Raw genomic sequence first — 16905 nt, 5'->3', positions numbered from 1 at the left:
GCTGGCGGGCCGACCTCACCGCGGCCCTCGACGGCCTCGCCGCCGCCTGGCGCGACCCGGCGGCCTGGACGGGCACCACCCGGGCGGGCGGCGTCACCCTGCCCGGCGCGGTGGCCGCCGCCGTCGCCGCCGACGAACTGGTCGTCCACGGCTGGGACCTGGCCCGCGCCACCGGGCTGCCCTACGCCCCCGACCCGGCCGCCCTCGACCTCGCGCACGGCTTCCTGAGCGCCGCCGCCGAGGCCGGTGACCAGCGCGAAGGACCGTTCGGGCCGGTCGTCGCCGTACCCGCCGACGCCCCGCTCCTGGACCGCGCGATCGGACTCAGCGGCCGCGATCCCCGCTGGACGCCCACGCGTTGACCCCGGCGCGCAATCCGCCCTTTCTCTGCCGGAAGCATTGACGAAACACGCGCCCCCTCCTACTTTCATCGCGTCGTACTTCGTACGTCATACATGAGACGCGATACGCGAGATCAGATACACCGGATCTGACACGTGACTTCCGAGAGGCGCGCATGACCTCTGTGCCCACGCCGATCCCCTCCCGCACGCAGTTCGTGCTGGAGGAGATCAAACGCCGCATCCTCACCGGGCAGTTGACGCCCGGCCAGGCCCTGGTCGAGACCGAGATCGCCGCCCTCTTCGGGGTCTCCAAGACCCCGGTGCGCGAGGCCCTCAAGACCCTGGCCGGGACCGGGCTCGTGGTGATGAGCCAGTACAAGGGCGTCACCGTGCGCATGGTGGACGCGGACATGGCGCGCGAGGTCTACGACGTGCGCGTGCTCCTGGAGCCCGAGGCGCTGCGCAGGGCCGTCCGCCGCGGCGCCTCCCTCGACGCCGCCCGCGCCGCGCTCACCCGCGCCGACGAGGCCACCGACACCGCCGAACGCTCCCTGGCCAACCGGGAGTTCCACCGCGCCCTCTACCTGCCGTGCGGCAACCCGCTGCTCGGCCGGATGCTCGACGAGGTCCGCGACCAGGCCGCCCTCGTCTCCGCCGTCGCCTGGGCGTCCTCGCCCTCCTGGGAGCGGGAGGCGGGCGAGCACCGGGAGATCCTGCGCCTCGCCCTCGCGGGCGACGCCGACGGCGCGGCACAGGCCCTGCACGCCCACATCGGCTCCTTCGTGGAGCGCGCCTTCCCCATGGACACCGCAGCGCAGGAGCAGGCATGAGCGGCGTGACGTTCGAGACCCGACGAGCCGCGCTGGCAGGCGTGGTGGCGATCCCGGTGACCCCCTTCGGGGCGGACGGCGCCATCGACCAGGACGTCCACAGGTCCCTGCTGCGCCGCCTCCTCGACGGCGGGATCACCACCCTCACCCCGAACGGGAACACCGGCGAGTTCTACGCGCTCTCCCCCCGGGAGCGGCAGCTCGTCACCGAGCTGACCCTCGACGAGGCGGGCGACCGCGCCCAGATCCTGGTCGGCGTCGGCCACGACCTGCCCACCGCCGTCGCCACCGCCCGGCACGCCAGGGACCACGGCGCCGGGATGCTCATGGTCCACCAGCCCGTCCACCCCTACGTCTCCCCGGGCGGCTGGGTCGACTACCACCGGGCCGTCGCGGAGGCCGTGCCGGAACTCGGCGTCGTCCCCTACATCCGCAACGACCGGCTCCCCGGCGCGCTGCTCGCCGAACTCGCCGACGCCTGCCCCAACGTGATCGGCGTGAAGTACGCCGTCCCGGACGCCGCGCGGTTCGCCGGGTTCGCGCGGGACGCGGGCCTCGACCGGTTCGTGTGGATCGCCGGGCTCGCCGAACCGTACGCGCCCTCCTACTTCTCGGCCGGTGCCACCGGCTTCACCTCGGGCCTGGTGAACGTCGCCCCGGCCGTCTCCCTGAACATGATCGAGGCGCTGCGGGCCGGGGACCACCCCGCCGCCATGAAGGTGTGGGAGCAGATCCGCCGGTTCGAGGAACTGCGCGCCGCCAACGGCTCCGCCGACAACGTCACCGTCGTCAAGGAGGCCCTCGCCTCCCTCGGCCTGTGCCGCCGCGACGTCCGCCCGCCCAGCAGGCCGCTGCCCGAGGGTCGCCGCGCCGAGGTCGCCGCGATAGCCGCCGGGTGGTCGGCGTGAACGCCCCGCGCAGGGAACCCGAGCAGCTCAGGAGCCACCAGTGGTACGGCACCGACGGGCTCCGCTCCTTCAGCCACCGCGCCCGCACCCGCCAGCTCGGCTACCTGCCCGAGGAGCACCTCGGCAAGCCGGTCGTCGCGATCCTCAACACCTGGTCCGACATCAACCCCTGCCACGTCCACCTGCGGGACCGGGCGCAGGCGGTCAAGCGCGGGGTGTGGCAGGCCGGCGGGTTCCCGCTGGAGTTCCCGGTCGCCACCCTCAGCGAGACCTTCCAGAAGCCGACCCCGATGCTCTACCGCAACCTCCTCGCGATGGAGACGGAGGAGCTGCTGCGCTCCTACCCGGTCGACGGGGCGGTCCTGATGGGCGGCTGCGACAAGTCGACGCCCGCGCTGCTGATGGGCGCGGCCAGCGTCGACCTGCCGGCCGTGTTCGTGCCCGCCGGGCCGATGCTGCCGGGCCACTGGCGCGGCGAGACCCTCGGCTCCGGCACCGACATGTGGAAGTACTGGGACGACAAGCGGGCCGGTCTGATCGGCGACTGCGAGATGACCGAGCTGGAGAGCGGCCTGGCCCGCTCGCCCGGCCACTGCATGACCATGGGCACCGCCTCCACGCTCACCGCCGCCGCCGAGGCGCTCGGCGTCACCGTGCCGGGCGCCTCCAGCATCCCCGCCGTGGACTCCGGGCACGACCGGATGGCCGCGCGGGCCGGGATGACCGCCGTCGACCTGATCCACCGGGACCGGAGGCTGAGCGCGATCCTGACCGAGGACGCGTTCACCGACGCGGTGACGACGGTGCTCGGCCTCGGCGGCTCCACCAACGCCGTCATCCACCTGATCGCGATGGCCGGACGGGCCGGGGTGCGCCTCACCCTGGACGACTTCGACCGCCTCGCCCGCGCCGTGCCGGTCCTCGCCAACGTCCGCCCCGGCGGCCGGAAGCACCTCATGGAGGACTTCCACTTCGCGGGCGGACTGCCCGGGTTCCTCTCCCGCGTCACCGACCTGCTCCACCTGGACCGCCCCACCGTCAGCCACGACACCCTGCGCGAACAGCTCGCCGGGGCGCTGGTGCACGACGACGACGTCATCAGGACCCGGGACAACCCGGTCGCCGCCGAGGGCGGGGTCGCGGTGCTGCGCGGCAACCTCTGCCCGGACGGCGCCGTCATCAAGCACATCGCCGCCGAGCCCCGGCTGCTGCGGCACACCGGCCCCGCCGTCGTCTTCGACGACTACCGCACCCTGCAGCGCACCATCAACGACCCGGAGCTGGGCATCACCGCCGACAGCGTGCTGGTGCTGCGCAACTCGGGACCCAGGGGCGGGCCCGGCATGCCCGAGTACGGCATGCTGCCGATCCCCGACCACCTGCTCAAGCAGGGCGTGCGCGACATGGTCCGGATCTCCGACGCCCGCATGAGCGGCACGAGTTACGGCGCCTGCGTGCTGCACGTGGCCCCCGAGTCGTACGTCGGCGGCCCGCTCGCCCTGGTCCGCACCGGCGACCCCATCACCCTCGACGTCGCCGCCCGCACCCTGCACCTGCACGTGGACGACGCCGAGCTGGAGCGGCGCAGGGCCGACTGGACGCCCCCGCCCGCCCGCAACGGACGCGGCTACGGCGCGCTCTACGACGAGCAGATCACGCAGGCCGACACCGGCTGCGACTTCGCGTTCCTGGCCCGCCCCGGCGAGGTCGCCGACCCGTACGCGGGCTGACCCCGACCGGTCCTCCGCCGTACCGCCCCACGCACCTGGAGAAAGCGCTTCACCCGCACCGACCGCATGCCGCACCAGAACGGAGAACAGTCATGGCCCAAGCCGCAGCCGTGGCGAAACCGCCCGCGCCACCCGGGCGACGCCGTGCCTCCGCGACGCCCCGCAGGCTCCCCTACCTGCTGGTCGCGCCGGCCGCCCTGCTGATGCTGGGCTTCATCGCGTACCCGGTCCTCAGCGTCTTCTACTACAGCCTGCAGAACTACAACCCCACCAAACCGTGGCGCAACGGCTACGCGGGCTTCGACAACTTCGTCCACGCCTTCACCACCGACCCGCAGTTCTGGGGCACCCTCACCTTCAGCGCGAAGTGGGTCGTGGTCGAGGTCGGCCTCCAACTGGTCTTCGGCCTGGCGCTCGCGCTGATCGTCAACCAGACCTTCGTGGGCCGCGCGGTCGGCCGCGCCCTGGTCTTCTCCCCGTGGGCCGTCTCCGGCGTGCTGACCTCCGCGATCTGGGTGCTGCTCTACAACTCCCAGACCGGCATCACCCGTTACCTCGCCGACGCGGGGATCGGCTCCTACGGCACGAGCTGGCTCTCGGACACCGCGACGGTCTTCCCGGCCGCGATCGTCGCCGACCTCTGGCGCGGCGTGCCCTTCTTCGCGATCCTCATCCTGGCCGACCTCCAGTCCGTCTCCCGGGACCTGTACGAGGCCGCCGAGGTCGACGGCGCCTCCCGCGTCCAGCAGTTCCGGCACATCACCCTGCCGCACCTGAAGGACGCCATCGTGCTCTCCACCCTGCTGCGCGCGGTGTGGGAGTTCAACAACGTCGACCTGCTCTACACCCTGACCGGCGGCGGCCCGGCGGGCGAGACCACCACCCTGCCGCTGTACATCGCCAACACCAGCGTGGACGCCCACAACTTCGGCTACGCGTCGGCCCTCACCACCGTCGCGTTCGTGATCCTGCTCTTCTGCTCGATCGTCTACCTGCGGCTGAGCAAGTTCGGAGGCGGGAACAAGTGATCACCGAAGAGGCCCCCGAAATCGCCCCCGCGCCCGCGCCCGCCGCCCCCGAACCGCCCCGCCCGGCCGCCCGCCGCCGCCGTGCCTGGGACGAGGTGCCGCGCTGGCAGATCTACCTGCCGCTCTCCGTCTACCTGCTCTTCACGCTGATCCCGTTCTACTGGATCCTGCTGTTCGCGCTCCGCCCGGCGGGCTCCACCTCGCTGGTGCCCTGGCCGATGACGTCCGTCCACTTCGGGAAGGTGTGGAACGAGCGGTCCTTCGGCGTCTACTTCCAGAACAGCGTCCTGGTCGGCGTCGCCACCCTGGTCATGACCACGGTCGTCGCGCTGGCCGGGGGGTACGCGCTCGCCCGCTTCGACTTCCGGCTCAAGCGGGGCTTCATGCTCGCCCTGCTCTGCACCCAGTTCGTGCCCGGCGCGCTGCTGCTCGTGCCGCTGTTCGAGATCTTCGCCAACCTGCGGATGATCAACTCGCTGGCCAGCGTGGTCATCGCCGAGACGGTCTTCCAGCTCCCCCTGTCGATGATCCTGATCAGCGGGTTCATCCGGAACGTGCCGTACTCCCTGGAGGAGGCCGCCTGGGTCGATGGCTGCAACCGGTTCACCGGCTTCCGGATCGTCGTCCTGCCGCTGCTGCGGCCGGGCCTGATCGCCGTCGGCTCCTTCGCCTTCGTGCACGCCTGGAACCACTTCCTGTTCGCCCTGATGTTCCTCTCCGACCAGGGCAAGCAGACCATCCCGGTCGGCCTCAACACCCTGATGAGCGCGGACAGCGTCGACCTCGGCGCGCTCGCCGCCGGAGGCATCGTCGCCGCCGTCCCCGTCGTGATCGTCTTCGCCTTCATCCAGAAGTGGCTGATCACCGGCTTCAGCGCCGGGGCGGTGAAGGGATGAGCGCCCCCGCCGTCCCCGTCCCGGTCGTCCTCGCCGGTGCCCGCGGCCACGGACGCCGGCACCTGGACAACCTCCGCCGGCTCCAGGAGCGGGGAACCGTCCGCCTCGCCGGAGTCTGCGAGCTGACCCCGCTGACCGCGGGCGAACTCCCCGACGGCCTCGGCACCCCCGAGCAGTCCACCGACCTCGGCGCCCTCCTCGACACCACCGGCGCCCGGATCGCCGTCATCTGCACCCCCATCCCCACCCACACCGACCTCGCCCTGACCGCCGCGGGACGCGGCGCGCACCTGCTCCTGGAGAAGCCGCCCGCGCCCTCCTACGCCGAGTTCCGCAGGATGGCCGACGGCGTCGCGGCGGCCGGGGTCAGCTGCCAGATCGGCTTCCAGTCGCTGGGCTCGCACGCCGTCCCCGCGATCCGGCGGCTGATCGCCGACGGCGCGATCGGCGAGGTGACGGGCGTCGGCGGCGCCGGTGCCTGGGCCCGCGCCGAGAGCTACTACCGCCGGGCGCCCTGGGCCGGGAAACGGCGCCTGGACGGCGCCGACGTCGTCGACGGCGTCCTCACCAACCCGCTTGCGCACGCCGTCGCCACCGGCCTCGCCCTCCTCGGCACCACCCGCGCCGAGGACGTCACCGGCGTCGAGACCGAACTGCTGCGGGCCAACGCCATCGAGTCCGACGACACCTCCTGCGTGCGGATCACCACCCCGCGCGGCCCGGTCACCGTCGCCGCCACCCTCTGCGCCGAGCAGCCGGGGGAGCCGTACGTCGTCGTGCACGGCGCCCGCGGCCGGATCACCTTCTGGTACAAGCAGGACCGGGTGCTGCTCCAGCGCGCGGGACACGGCCCCGAGGAGTTCCTGCACGGCCGCGCCGACCTGCTGGAGAACCTCGTCGACCACCTCACCGACGGCACCCCCCTGCTGGCCGGACCGGACGCGACCGGCGCCTTCATGAAGGTCGTCGAGGCGATCAGGCTCGCCCCCGACCCTGCTCAACTGCCCCCCGACGCCTGGCACTTCGACCCCGGGGCCCGGCGCCGGGTGGTCACCGGGATCGACGGCCTGGTCGCGTCCTGCGCCGACACCCTCGCCCTCTACTCCGAGCTGGGCGCCCCCTGGGCGCTCCCGAAAGAGGTGAGCACCTGATGACGTCCGACGACACCGCGGTCCTGCGGGTCGCGGGCCGCCCGGTGGGCCGCTACGTCACCCGCCCCGAGGTACCCGCCCGGCTCTCCCCGCGCCCCTGTCTGCACCCCGTCACCACCCTGGCCGGGACCACCGTCACCGAGTTCGGCCCGGCCGACCACCTCCACCACCTCGGCGTCGGTGTCGCCGTTCCCGACGTCGAGGGGCACAACTTCTGGGGCGGGCGCACCTACGTCCGCGACCGGGGCCCCACCGAGCTGGACAACCACGGCACCCAGCGGCACACCGCCTTCCAGCTCCGCGACCCGGACGGCTTCGTCGAGGAGCTGCGCTGGATCGCGGGCGGGCAAGAGCTGCTGCGCGAGCGCAGGACCGTCGCCGCCACCCAACTCGCCCCCACCGCCTGGGCGCTGGACTTCACCTTCTCCCTCACCAACGTCACCCCCGCACCGCTGGGCTTCGGCAGCCCGGCCACCAACGGGCGCCCCGGCGCGGCCTACGGCGGCTTCTTCTGGCGGGCCCCCAAGGAGGCCGACGCGCCCCGGGTGTTCACCGCGGAAGGGGAGGGCGAGAGCGCGGTGCACGGCGAGCGCGCCGACTGGATCGCGCTGACCGGCGCGGGCTGGACCCTGGTCCTGGCCGGTGCCACCGCCGACACCCGGCGCGACCCGTGGTTCGTGCGCACCGCCGAGTACCCCGGCGTCGGCTCCTCGCTGGCGCACCGGGAACGGGTGCCGCTGGCCCCGGGCGACACCCTGGTGCGCCGGATCGTCACCGTCGTCGCCGACGGCACGCTCGACGGCGGCGAGGCGGCGGCCCTGGTCCGCAAGGCGGTGACCCGGTGACCGCCGACCCGCCCGAAGACGACGGCAGTTACCGCAACCCGGTGCTTAACGCCGACTGGTCCGACCCGGACGTCGTGCGCGTCGGCGACGACTTCTACCTCACCGCCTCCAGCTTCGGCCGGGCCCCGGGGCTGCCCCTGCTGCACTCGCGCGACCTGGTGGGCTGGACCCTCGTCGGGCACGCCCTCGAACGCCTGGAGCCCGCGGCCGAGTTCAGGTCGCCGCGGCACGACGGCGGTGTCTGGGCCCCCGCGCTGCGCCACCACGACGACCGGTTCTGGATCTTCTGGGGCGACCCCGACCAGGGCGTCTTCCAGATCAACGCGCCCCGCGTCCGCGGCCCGTGGACCCGCCCGCACCTGGTCAAGGCGGGCCGCGGCCTGATCGACCCCTGCCCGCTCTGGGACGACGAGAGCGGCGAGGCCTATCTGGTGCACGCCTGGGCCAGATCGCGCTCCGGCGTCAACAACCGCCTCACCGGCCACCGGATGCGCCCCGACGGCACCGAACTCCTCGACGACGGCAAGGTGATCGTCGACGGCGACCGGATCCCCGGCTGGTTCACCCTCGAAGGCCCGAAGCTGCACCGGCACGACGGCTGGTTCTGGATTTTCGCCCCGGCCGGGGGAGTGGCGACCGGCTGGCAGGGCGCCTTCCGCAGCCGCGACTTCTTCGGTCCCTACGAGCCGCGGATCGTCCTGGAGCAGAAGGACACCGACGTCAACGGGCCCCACCAGGGCGGCTGGGTGCGCACCCCGGCGGGCGAGGACTGGTTCCTGCACTTCCAGCAGCGCGGCCCCTACGGCAGGGTCGTGCACCTCCAGCCGATGCGCTGGGACGCCGACGGCTGGCCGGTGCTGGGCGCCGGCGGCGCCCCCGTCACCATCCACCGCCGTCCCGCGCTGCCCCCGCAGCCGCCCGCCGCGCCCGCCACCGACGACGACTTCCCCGGCGGCCGGTTCGGCCGTCAGTGGCAGTGGACCGCCAACCCGCGCGCGGGCTGGGCCACCCAGCACTCCGCCGACGGACTGCGGCTGGCCTGCGTCCGCTCGGCCGACGCGGACGACCTGCGGCTGCTGCCCCATGTGCTGACCCAGCGGCTGCCCGGCGCGCCGTCGGCCGTCGAGGTCGAGCTGCGGCTGCACAGCGAGGAACCGGGGGCGCGGGCCGGACTCGCCGTGCTCGGCGACGCGTTCGGCTGGATCGGACTCCAGCGTGCCGCCGACGGCAGCGCGCAGGTCGTGCACCGCTTCGCCGAGCCGAACGCCGCGCGCGAACGCGACGCCGCGCCGCCGCTGCCCGCGCCCGAGGGCCGGGTCAGGCTGCGCGTCGAGGCGGGCGCGGGGGCCCGCTGCCGCTTCCTCCACGACGTCGGCGACGGACCGCGCCCCTCGGCGGGACCGGTCTTCGCCGCCACCCCGTGGCGCTGGGTCGGCGCGCTGCTCGGCCTGTTCGCCACCGCCCCCGCCGGAACCGGCCCGGCCGGTACGGCAACCTTCACGCGCTTCAGGATCGACCCCCTGTAGACCCGCCCCGCCCGTCCGCCGCACCCGTCCGCCCGAAGGAGCCGCAATGACGCAGCACCGGAGCAGCAAGCGCTTGCTGCGGGCGGGGCGCGCCCTCTCGTCCCCCCACGACCGCACATGCCCGCAGCATCAGGAAGAAGAGAGCCGACCGATGAAGATCAGCATTCGCAGCAGCAGGCGCGCGGCCGTCGCCGTCGCCCTGGGCTCCGTGCTCGCCCTGACCGCCACCGCCTGCGGTGACGACGGCAGCGGCGCGGCGGGGGACAAGGGCGGCGAGGGCTCGGGCACGGGCCGGATCACCTTCTGGGACACCAACGGCGGTGTCCGCACCGACATCTGGAAGGAGATCATCGCCGACTTCGAGAAGGCCAACCCGGACATCAAGGTCACGTACGTCGGGATTCCGGCCGCCAGTGCCCAGTCCAAGTACGACACCGCCATCCAGGGCGGCGGCCTGCCCGACGTCGGCGGGGTGGGCACCGCGATGCTCGCCGAGGTGGCCGTCCAGGGCGCGCTCGACCCGCTGGACGCCCGCCTCAAGGGGAGCGCGCTCGACGGCAAGCTCAGCAAGAACCTGCTGGACAGCAGCCGGGCCGCGGGCGGCGGGGACCAGCTCTACCAGATCCCGACCTCCTCCAACAACGGCACCCTCTGGTACCGCACGGACCTGTTCGAGCGGGCGGGCCTCGACGCCCCCACCACCTGGTCGGCGTTCTACGCGGCCGCCGACAAGCTCACCGACCGGGGCCGGAACCGGTTCGGGTTCACCATCCGCGGCGGTGAGGGCTCCATCGCGCCCGCGCTGGACGCCGCCTACAGCCAGGCGGGCGTCGACTCGTTCTGGGACGGCGACCGGACCACCGTCAACGACCCCAGGATCGTCGCCGCGCTGGCGAAGTACGTCGCGCTGTACAAGAAGGACACCCCGTCCGCGGACGTCAACAACGACTTCACCAAGATGGTCGCGCAGTGGGACAGCGGCACCATCGGGATGCTCAGCCACAACCTCGGCTCCTACCAGGACCATCTGAAGGCGCTGGGCGCCGACAGGTTCCGCGGCCTGCCCAGCCCCACCCGGGACGACGGCACCCGGGTGCAGATCTCCAACCCGGTCGACGGGCTGAGCGTCTTCAAGCCCGGCAAGAACAAGGCCGCGGCCTGGAAGTTCGTCGAGTTCGCGGTCTCGCACGCGGAGAACTCCAAGTACAACAGGTCGGCGGGGCAGATCCCGGCCAACACGGAGGCGGCGAAGGACGCCTGGGTGCAGGAGGCCGAGCCGACGAAGCTCGCGGCCGAGGCGCTCAACGGGGCCGGGACGAAGATCGTCCAGCTTCCGTACTACCTGCCCGACTGGAACACCATCTCCAAGGCCGACAACGAGCCGAACTTCCAGAAGGTGCTGCTCGGCACGATGAGCGCCGAGGACTTCCTCGACCTGCTGGCCGATCAGCTGAACAAGGCGCAGGCGGACTGGAAGCAGAACCACTGACCTCGCTCCGCGCGGTGCGAGGGACCGGCGGTGGGGCGCCTCGGTGGTCCGGAGGTGCCCCGCCCGCCGGGAGTCGTCAACATCCCTGCGTCGAAAGGCACATGGCCGTGAACCTCACGCGCAGACAGATCGGGGCGGCCCTTCTCGCCGCCGTCCCGCCGGTGGTGGCCGGGGCCGGGAGCGCCTCGGCGTCCGGGCGCGGGCGCACCCTCTTCGTCGCCGGTGACTCCACCGCGGCGCAGAAGTTCGCCGACGCGGCGCCCGAGACCGGGTGGGGCATGGCGCTGCCGTTCCTGCTGCGCGGGGGGCTGCGCGTCGCCAACCACGCGGTCAACGGGCGGAGTGCGAAGAGCTTCGTCGACGAGGGGCGGCTCGGCGCCCTGCTGGACGGCGTCCGCCCCGGTGACCTGGTGCTGATCCAGTTCGGGCACAACGACGAGAAGGCCGACGACCCCACCCGGTACACCGAGCCGTGGACGACGTACCAGGAGTACCTGCGCCGCTTCCTCGACGGCGCCCGCGCCCGGGGCGCCGTGCCGGTGCTGGCCACCCCCGTCGAGCGGCGCCGGTTCGACGCCGGCGGGAACGCGGTGCCGACCCACGGCGACTACCCGGCGGCGATGCGCGCCCTCGCCCTGGCGGAGCGGGTGGCGCTGCTCGACATCGAGGCGCTCTCCCTGGCGCTCTGGCAGGAGCTGGGGGCGGAGGCGACGAAGACGTACTTCAACTGGACCGCCACCGAGCAGGACAACACGCACTTCAACCCGCCGGGCGCGATCGCCGTGGCCCGGCTGGTGGCCGGGGAGCTGCTGCGCACCCGGACGCTGGCACGGCGTGACGTCGTCCGGCTGCACGAGGACATTCCGACGTCCTGGATCACCTGGCCGCCGCCGGCGGCCGCATAACCGAGGAGAGCCGTACCGTGCGTACTTCTATATGTCATGGACGCGTCATTGGTGCCGTCCTGTGCTGCACCGCCCTGGTCCTGGCCGCCACCGGCACCGCCGCAGCCCACCCCGGGCCCCGCACGGGCACGGAACGGCAGGTGCTGCCCGCGGGCGACGGCTGGGGGTCCTCCTCCACCGGCACCACCGGCGGGGCCGCCGCCGACGCCGCGCACGTCAGGACCGTCACCACCTGGGACGGCTTCAAGGCGGCGCTGGCCGAAGGGGGCAGCGCGCCGAAGATCATCAAGGTCCTGGGCACCATCGACGCCGACGGCCCCGACTGCGCCTCCTTCGCGGCCGACGGCTGGGACTTCGACACCTACCTGGCCACCTACGCGCCCGAGGTCTGGGGCCGCACCCGCAACCTGGACGACGAACCCGCCGACAGCCCGGAAGGACTGCGCCGGGCCTCCGCCGCCCGCCAGGACGCCTCCATCAAGGCGTTCGTCCCGGCCAACACCACCATCGTCGGGGTCGGCCGGGACGCCGGGTTCAAGGGCGCCAGCCTCCAGATCAAGGGCGTCGACAACGTCATCGTCCGCAACCTGACCTTCGAGAGCCCCCTCGACTGCTTCCCGCAGTGGGACCCGACCGACACCGCCGACGGCAACTGGAACTCCGAGTACGACAGCACGGTCCTCTACGGCGCCACCCACGTCTGGATGGACCACAACACCTTCACCGACGGCGACCACCCCGACAGCACCCTGCCGTACTACTACGGCCGGATCTTCGAGCAGCACGACGGTGAACTCGACATCGTCAAGGGCTCCGACCACGTCACCGCGTCCTGGAACGTCTTCGCCGACCACGACAAGACGATCCTGATCGGCAACAGCGACAGCGCGTCCACCGCCGCCGTCGACCGCGGCCACCTGAAGGTCACCCTCCACCACAACCTCTTCTCCGGCCTGGTCGAGCGCGCCCCCCGGGTCCGCTTCGGGCAGGTCGACTCCTACAACAACCACTTCGTCGCCGAGGAGGGCTACGGCTACAGCTACGGCATCGGCCTGGAGTCCCGACTCGTCGCCGAGCACAACGCGTTCACCCTCGCCGACGGCGTCAGGGCGGGCTCGATCCTGAAGAAGTGGAGCGAGTCCTCCCTGACCGCCGACGACAACTGGGTCAACGGCGTGCGCACCGACCTGATCGCCGTCCACAACGCGCAGATCCCCGCCGAGACGCTCACGGCGGGCGCGGGCTGGACGCCCACCCTGCGCCCGCGCGTCGACCGGCCGCAGGCCGTCCCGCACCTCGTCGACCGCGGCGCGGGCGCCGGACACCTCGGCTGACCCGACCCGACCCGCACCGAACGGCCGGGGCGCACCCGCACCGATCCGACCCGCACCGCACGGCCGGGGCGCGCCCGCCCCGGCCACCCGACCCCCCCACGGCAAGGACGCACCACCACCCCACCGCCAAGGAGCCCCCATGTCCTCGCCCCACCCGCACGCGCACCCCCGTCCGCGCCCGCCCCGCTCCCTCTCCCGCCGGGGGCTCCTCCTGGCGGGCGCCGGAGCGGCCGCCGCCTCCGCCCTGGCCACCGTCCCGGCCGCCGCCCTCGGCCGGGGACCCGGCGGCGCGCGCCGTCCGTTCGGCGTCCACGGCTCCCCGGCGCGCCGCCTCGACGCCGGGACCCTGTACGTCGACCCGTACGGCCGCGGCGACTTCACCTCCGTGCAGGCCGCGGTGACCGCGGCCACCGGCGCCGGACGCACCCTCGTCATCGCGCCGGGCACCTACCGGGAGACGGTCCTGCTCGACGCCACCCGCACCGGCGCGACCTGGATCGGCGCCTCCGGCGACCCGCGGGACGTCGTCGTCGTGTACGACAACGCGGCCGGGACCGCCAAGCCCTCGGGCGGCGTCCTCGGCACCACGGGATCGGCCACCACCACCGTGCAGGGCGACGGCTTCACCGCCCGCGCGATCACCTTCGCCAACGACTGGCTGCGCGCCGACCACCCCGACATCACGGGCACCCAGGCCGTCGCGATCAAGGTGCAGGGCGACCGCTCCGCGTTCACGCGCTGCCGTTTCCTCGGCCACCAGGACACCCTGTACGCCGACTCGCTCTCGCTCGCCTCCTTCGCCCGCCAGTACTTCGCGGACTGCTACGTCGAGGGCGACGTCGACTTCGTCTTCGGGCGGGCCACCGCGGTCTGGGAACGCTGCCGCTTCCACACCCTGGACCGCACGGACCTCTCCTCGGCGCCCTACGGTTTCGTCTTCGCGCCCTCCACCGCGGCCGCCAACCCCCGCGGCTACCTGGTCGTCTCCGGCACGGTCAGCAGCGCGGCCCCCGACGCCCGCTACAAGCTGGCCCGCCCCTGGGTCCCCGGCTCCGACACCACCGCCCGCCCGATGCTCACCGTCCGCGACACCTGGCTGGGCCCCGGCATCGACGCCCGCGCCCCCTACGCCAATATGTCGGACAGCTACCCGTGGCAGAGCCAGCGGTTCGCCGAGTATCGCGACACCGGCCCTGGCGCCGTCGTCACCGACCCCGCGGCGCGGCCCCAACTCACCGCGGCCCAGGCCCGTTCGGCGACCCGGGAGACCTACCTCGGCGACTGGACCCCGTGGACCGAGGGCTGACCGACCCCTCACTCCCCACCCCCCACTCCCCACCCCCACCCACCGCTCGCTCCGAGCCGACGGAAGGACCCGCACGTCATGCGTCGCGTCAAGAGCTCCCTCACCGCGCTCTCCCTCACCGCCGCGTCCCTCGGCCTCGCCCTGACGGCCACCCCGGCGCACGCCGCCACCGTCGTCGTCAGCACCTCGGCCGCGCTCACCAGCGCCCTCGCGAACGCGACGGCGGGCACGGTCATCCAGGTGCGGGCCGGTACCTACTACCCGACCGCCACCCTCCAGTCGACCAAGGACGGCACCTCGTCCTCGCCGATCACCCTCACCGCGTACGGCTCGGAGACCGTGAAGATCGACGGCTCCTCGCTGCCGTCCGGCTCCTGGATCTTCAAGCTGACCGCGGACTACTGGAACGTCTCCAACCTCACCTTCCAGAACTCCCCGGACAGCGCCGTCGTCTGCCAGTCCTGCACGGGCACCAACTGGAGCAACGTCAAGACCATCAACGGCGGCGACTCCGGGTTCACCCTCACCGGCGACGGCACCGTCAACAACACGGTCAGGAACCTCGACTCCTACGGCAACTACGACGCCGCCACCCACGGCGAGAACGCCGACGGGATCGCCATCAAGTTCGGCTCGGGCAGCGGCAACCTGGTCACCGGGGCCCGCCTCTACAACAACGCGGACGACGGGATCGACTTCTGGTCCTTCTCCTCGCCGGTCACCGTCGAGCACACCTGGTCCTTCGGCAACGGCGTCAACCGCTGGTCCGACTCCGCGTTCGCGGGCGACGGCAACGGCTTCAAGCTGGGCGGCGACGGCGAGGTGGTCGCCCACGTGGTCAACAACTCGGCCGCCTGGGGCAACACCGGCAACGGCTTCACCGAGAACTCCAACACCGGCGCCATCGTCATCAACCGCACCACCGCCTACGCCAACGGCAACTGGGGCTACTACTTCGCCACCGGCGCCGCGCAGCTCGGCCGCAACCTCGCGGTCTCCAACGGCAGCGGCAAGGCCATCTACGGCTCCAAGGCCACCTCGTACATGAACAACTGGGACTCCGGCGTCGCCACCCCGTCGTTCGTCTCCACCGACGCGTCGAGCACGTACAACGCCCGGCAGTCCTCCGGAGCCCTCCCGGCCACCACCTTCCTGACCACCGGGAGTACCACCATCGGCGCCACGATGAACTGAGCGTGACAGCGGGGCGCTTGACCCGATCTTTGCCTTTTCGACCGGTATCGATCAGGCAACGGGTCTCGCGCCCACCCCGGTGACGCGCGTAGAACTCGTCTCATGCACAAGTCACTGCGTTTCGCGGCCGTCGCCGCCGTCTGTGCCGTCGCCGGTGCCGGTCTCTACGGCGCCGGTGCCGCCACGGCCGGCCAGTCCACTGCCAACTCCACCCACGAGCCCTACAACATCGGGCTCCTGGTCAAGGACATCGACACCTACTACGGCACCGCCGCCGACGCCGACGGCGTCTACCAGGCCTCGCCGACCAGCCCCTACGCCAAGGACCTGGCGCGGCTCGACTCCGCGGCCAGGAAGTACATCGACTCCGCCGCCCGCACCGCCCACCACAAGGGCAAGAAGCCGGCGGTCGTCTTCGACATCGACGACACGCTGCTGCTCAGCCTCGACTACGAGAAGCGCTACAACTACACCTACAACTCGGCGAGCTGGGCCGCGTACGTCGACAAGGCGGACCGCCCCGCGGTCTTCGGCAGCCCCGAGCTGGTCCGCTACGCGGCGAAGAAGGGCGTCACCGTCTTCTACAACTCGGGCCTGAGCGAGGCGCAGCGCACCGCCGCGGTCACGAACCTGAAGAAGGTCGGCGCCGACGTCAACCTCGACGCCCGGCACATGTTCCTGAAGGACGCCGCCAACCCGCCGTCCTACCTGCGCGACTGCGCCACCCCGGGCGCCTGGACCTGCACCACCGTGCAGTACAAGTCCGGCACCCGCAAGCACATCGAGAAGGACCTCGGGTACGACATCATCGCCAACTTCGGCGACCAGTACTCGGACTTCGGCGGCGGCCACGCCGACCGCACCTACAAGATCCCGAACCCCACGTACTACGTCGGCTGATCCGCGCGCGCTCCTCGCCCCGTCCGGCCGCGTGCCGGGCGGGGCGACGCTCATCCGCCGCCCCCGGCCGCGAAGCCGCCCCGCACCGCGTACCGGACCCCGGCCGCGGTGCCGCTGACCGCGTAGCTGTCGCCGCCCGCGTCCCTTCCGCCGCGCTCGTGGTCGTACTGCCCGGCGAACACCCAGCTCCCGGCCGGGACCGTGCGGCCGGGCCTGAGCACCCAGGTGAAGACGAGACGGCCGTCGCGCTCCCGCGCCGTCTGCGTGAAGTCCTGCTCGGGCAGCGACCGCCAGGCGCCGGTCGAGGACACCCCGCCGGTCTGCGCGACGCTCAACTCGACGGTGAGGGACGTGAGTTGCGCGCTGGTGCGGACCGTGAGGTCGCTCTGCGCCCAGAAGTCGTTGCTGTGCGGGTCGATCACGCCGTCCGACCGCAGCGGTCCGTCCCGCTCCCCGTCGGCGGACGGCGCGGAGGCGGAGGCCGGGGCGGACGGCGCCGCGGGCGCCCGGGAGGCGGCG

At 72.8% G+C, this 16905-nt stretch carries 15 protein-coding genes and 1 pseudogene; 15 read left to right on the top strand and 1 reads right to left on the bottom strand.

The window, feature by feature from the left end; translation table 11 throughout:
- The 15 genes from GA0115242_RS07955 to GA0115242_RS07885 form a co-directional block, all read left to right on the top strand.
- A partial coding sequence (locus tag GA0115242_RS07955; protein ID WP_093825994.1) for a TIGR03086 family metal-binding protein occupies nucleotides 1–362 on the top strand: 362 nt, incomplete at its 5' end.
- A gap of 155 nt (nucleotides 363–517) precedes the next feature.
- Nucleotides 518–1174, top strand: coding sequence for a GntR family transcriptional regulator (locus GA0115242_RS07950; protein ID WP_093825991.1), 657 nt, complete (start codon nucleotides 518–520; stop codon nucleotides 1172–1174).
- A complete protein-coding gene (locus tag GA0115242_RS07945) occupies nucleotides 1171–2082 on the top strand; it encodes a dihydrodipicolinate synthase family protein (RefSeq protein ID WP_093825989.1) in 912 nt (303 codons plus the stop codon). The genes GA0115242_RS07950 and GA0115242_RS07945 overlap by 4 nt, the downstream gene beginning before the upstream one ends.
- Nucleotides 2079–3812, top strand: coding sequence for an L-arabinonate dehydratase (araD, locus tag GA0115242_RS07940; RefSeq protein ID WP_093825998.1), 1734 nt, complete (start codon nucleotides 2079–2081; stop codon nucleotides 3810–3812). Before GA0115242_RS07945 ends, araD begins: the two co-directional genes overlap by 4 nt.
- Nucleotides 3813–3904: 92 nt before the next feature.
- Nucleotides 3905–4840: a carbohydrate ABC transporter permease gene (locus GA0115242_RS07935; protein WP_093825987.1), complete on the top strand. Its 936-nt coding sequence runs from the start codon at nucleotides 3905–3907 to the stop codon at nucleotides 4838–4840.
- The gene (locus tag GA0115242_RS07930; RefSeq protein WP_093825985.1) at nucleotides 4837–5736 is read left to right on the top strand and encodes a carbohydrate ABC transporter permease; all 900 of its coding nucleotides are present in this window, start codon (nucleotides 4837–4839) and stop codon (nucleotides 5734–5736) included. Before GA0115242_RS07935 ends, GA0115242_RS07930 begins: the two co-directional genes overlap by 4 nt.
- Nucleotides 5733–6887 carry a Gfo/Idh/MocA family protein gene (locus tag GA0115242_RS07925; RefSeq protein ID WP_093825983.1) on the top strand — a complete coding sequence of 385 codons (1155 nt, stop codon included), beginning with the start codon at nucleotides 5733–5735 and terminating at the stop codon, nucleotides 6885–6887. The genes GA0115242_RS07930 and GA0115242_RS07925 overlap by 4 nt, the downstream gene beginning before the upstream one ends.
- Nucleotides 6887–7732 carry a DUF6807 domain-containing protein gene (locus GA0115242_RS07920; RefSeq protein ID WP_093825981.1) on the top strand — a complete coding sequence of 282 codons (846 nt, stop codon included), beginning with the start codon at nucleotides 6887–6889 and terminating at the stop codon, nucleotides 7730–7732. Before GA0115242_RS07925 ends, GA0115242_RS07920 begins: the two co-directional genes overlap by 1 nt.
- On the top strand, nucleotides 7729–9258 hold the full coding sequence (locus GA0115242_RS07915) for a glycoside hydrolase family 43 protein (protein WP_093825978.1): 1530 nt from the start codon (nucleotides 7729–7731) through the stop codon (nucleotides 9256–9258). The genes GA0115242_RS07920 and GA0115242_RS07915 overlap by 4 nt, the downstream gene beginning before the upstream one ends.
- A 151-nt stretch (nucleotides 9259–9409) precedes the next feature.
- Complete coding sequence (locus GA0115242_RS07910) at nucleotides 9410–10747, top strand: ABC transporter substrate-binding protein (protein WP_093825976.1); 1338 nt, start codon at nucleotides 9410–9412, stop codon at nucleotides 10745–10747.
- 107 nt (nucleotides 10748–10854) lie between these two features.
- Nucleotides 10855–11652 (top strand): rhamnogalacturonan acetylesterase, encoded by a 798-nt coding sequence (locus GA0115242_RS07905; protein WP_093825996.1) that lies wholly within the window; start codon nucleotides 10855–10857, stop codon nucleotides 11650–11652.
- A 17-nt stretch (nucleotides 11653–11669) separates the two neighbouring features.
- Nucleotides 11670–12986 (top strand): pectate lyase family protein, encoded by a 1317-nt coding sequence (locus GA0115242_RS07900; RefSeq protein WP_093825974.1) that lies wholly within the window; start codon nucleotides 11670–11672, stop codon nucleotides 12984–12986.
- Nucleotides 12987–13125: 139 nt separating this feature from the next.
- A complete protein-coding gene (locus GA0115242_RS07895) occupies nucleotides 13126–14292 on the top strand; it encodes a pectinesterase family protein (protein ID WP_093825972.1) in 1167 nt (388 codons plus the stop codon).
- A 78-nt stretch (nucleotides 14293–14370) separates the two neighbouring features.
- Entirely contained in the window at nucleotides 14371–15486 is a 1116-nt protein-coding gene (locus tag GA0115242_RS07890) for a right-handed parallel beta-helix repeat-containing protein (protein WP_093825970.1), read from the top strand.
- A gap of 102 nt (nucleotides 15487–15588) precedes the next feature.
- Nucleotides 15589–16386: an HAD family acid phosphatase gene (locus GA0115242_RS07885; RefSeq protein WP_093825968.1), complete on the top strand. Its 798-nt coding sequence runs from the start codon at nucleotides 15589–15591 to the stop codon at nucleotides 16384–16386.
- Nucleotides 16387–16436: 50 nt separating this feature from the next.
- On the opposite strand, the pseudogene GA0115242_RS07880 reads toward GA0115242_RS07885, so the two are convergent.
- Nucleotides 16437–16905: pseudogene (locus GA0115242_RS07880) on the bottom strand (hypothetical protein); the annotation flags it as partial.

Source organism: Streptomyces sp. SolWspMP-5a-2 (genome assembly GCF_900091845.1).
In the GTDB taxonomy this organism is placed as follows: domain Bacteria; phylum Actinomycetota; class Actinomycetes; order Streptomycetales; family Streptomycetaceae; genus Streptomyces; species Streptomyces doudnae.
Note: the sequence above shows the minus strand (reverse complement) of the source record. Positions and strands in the feature narration are given on the sequence as shown.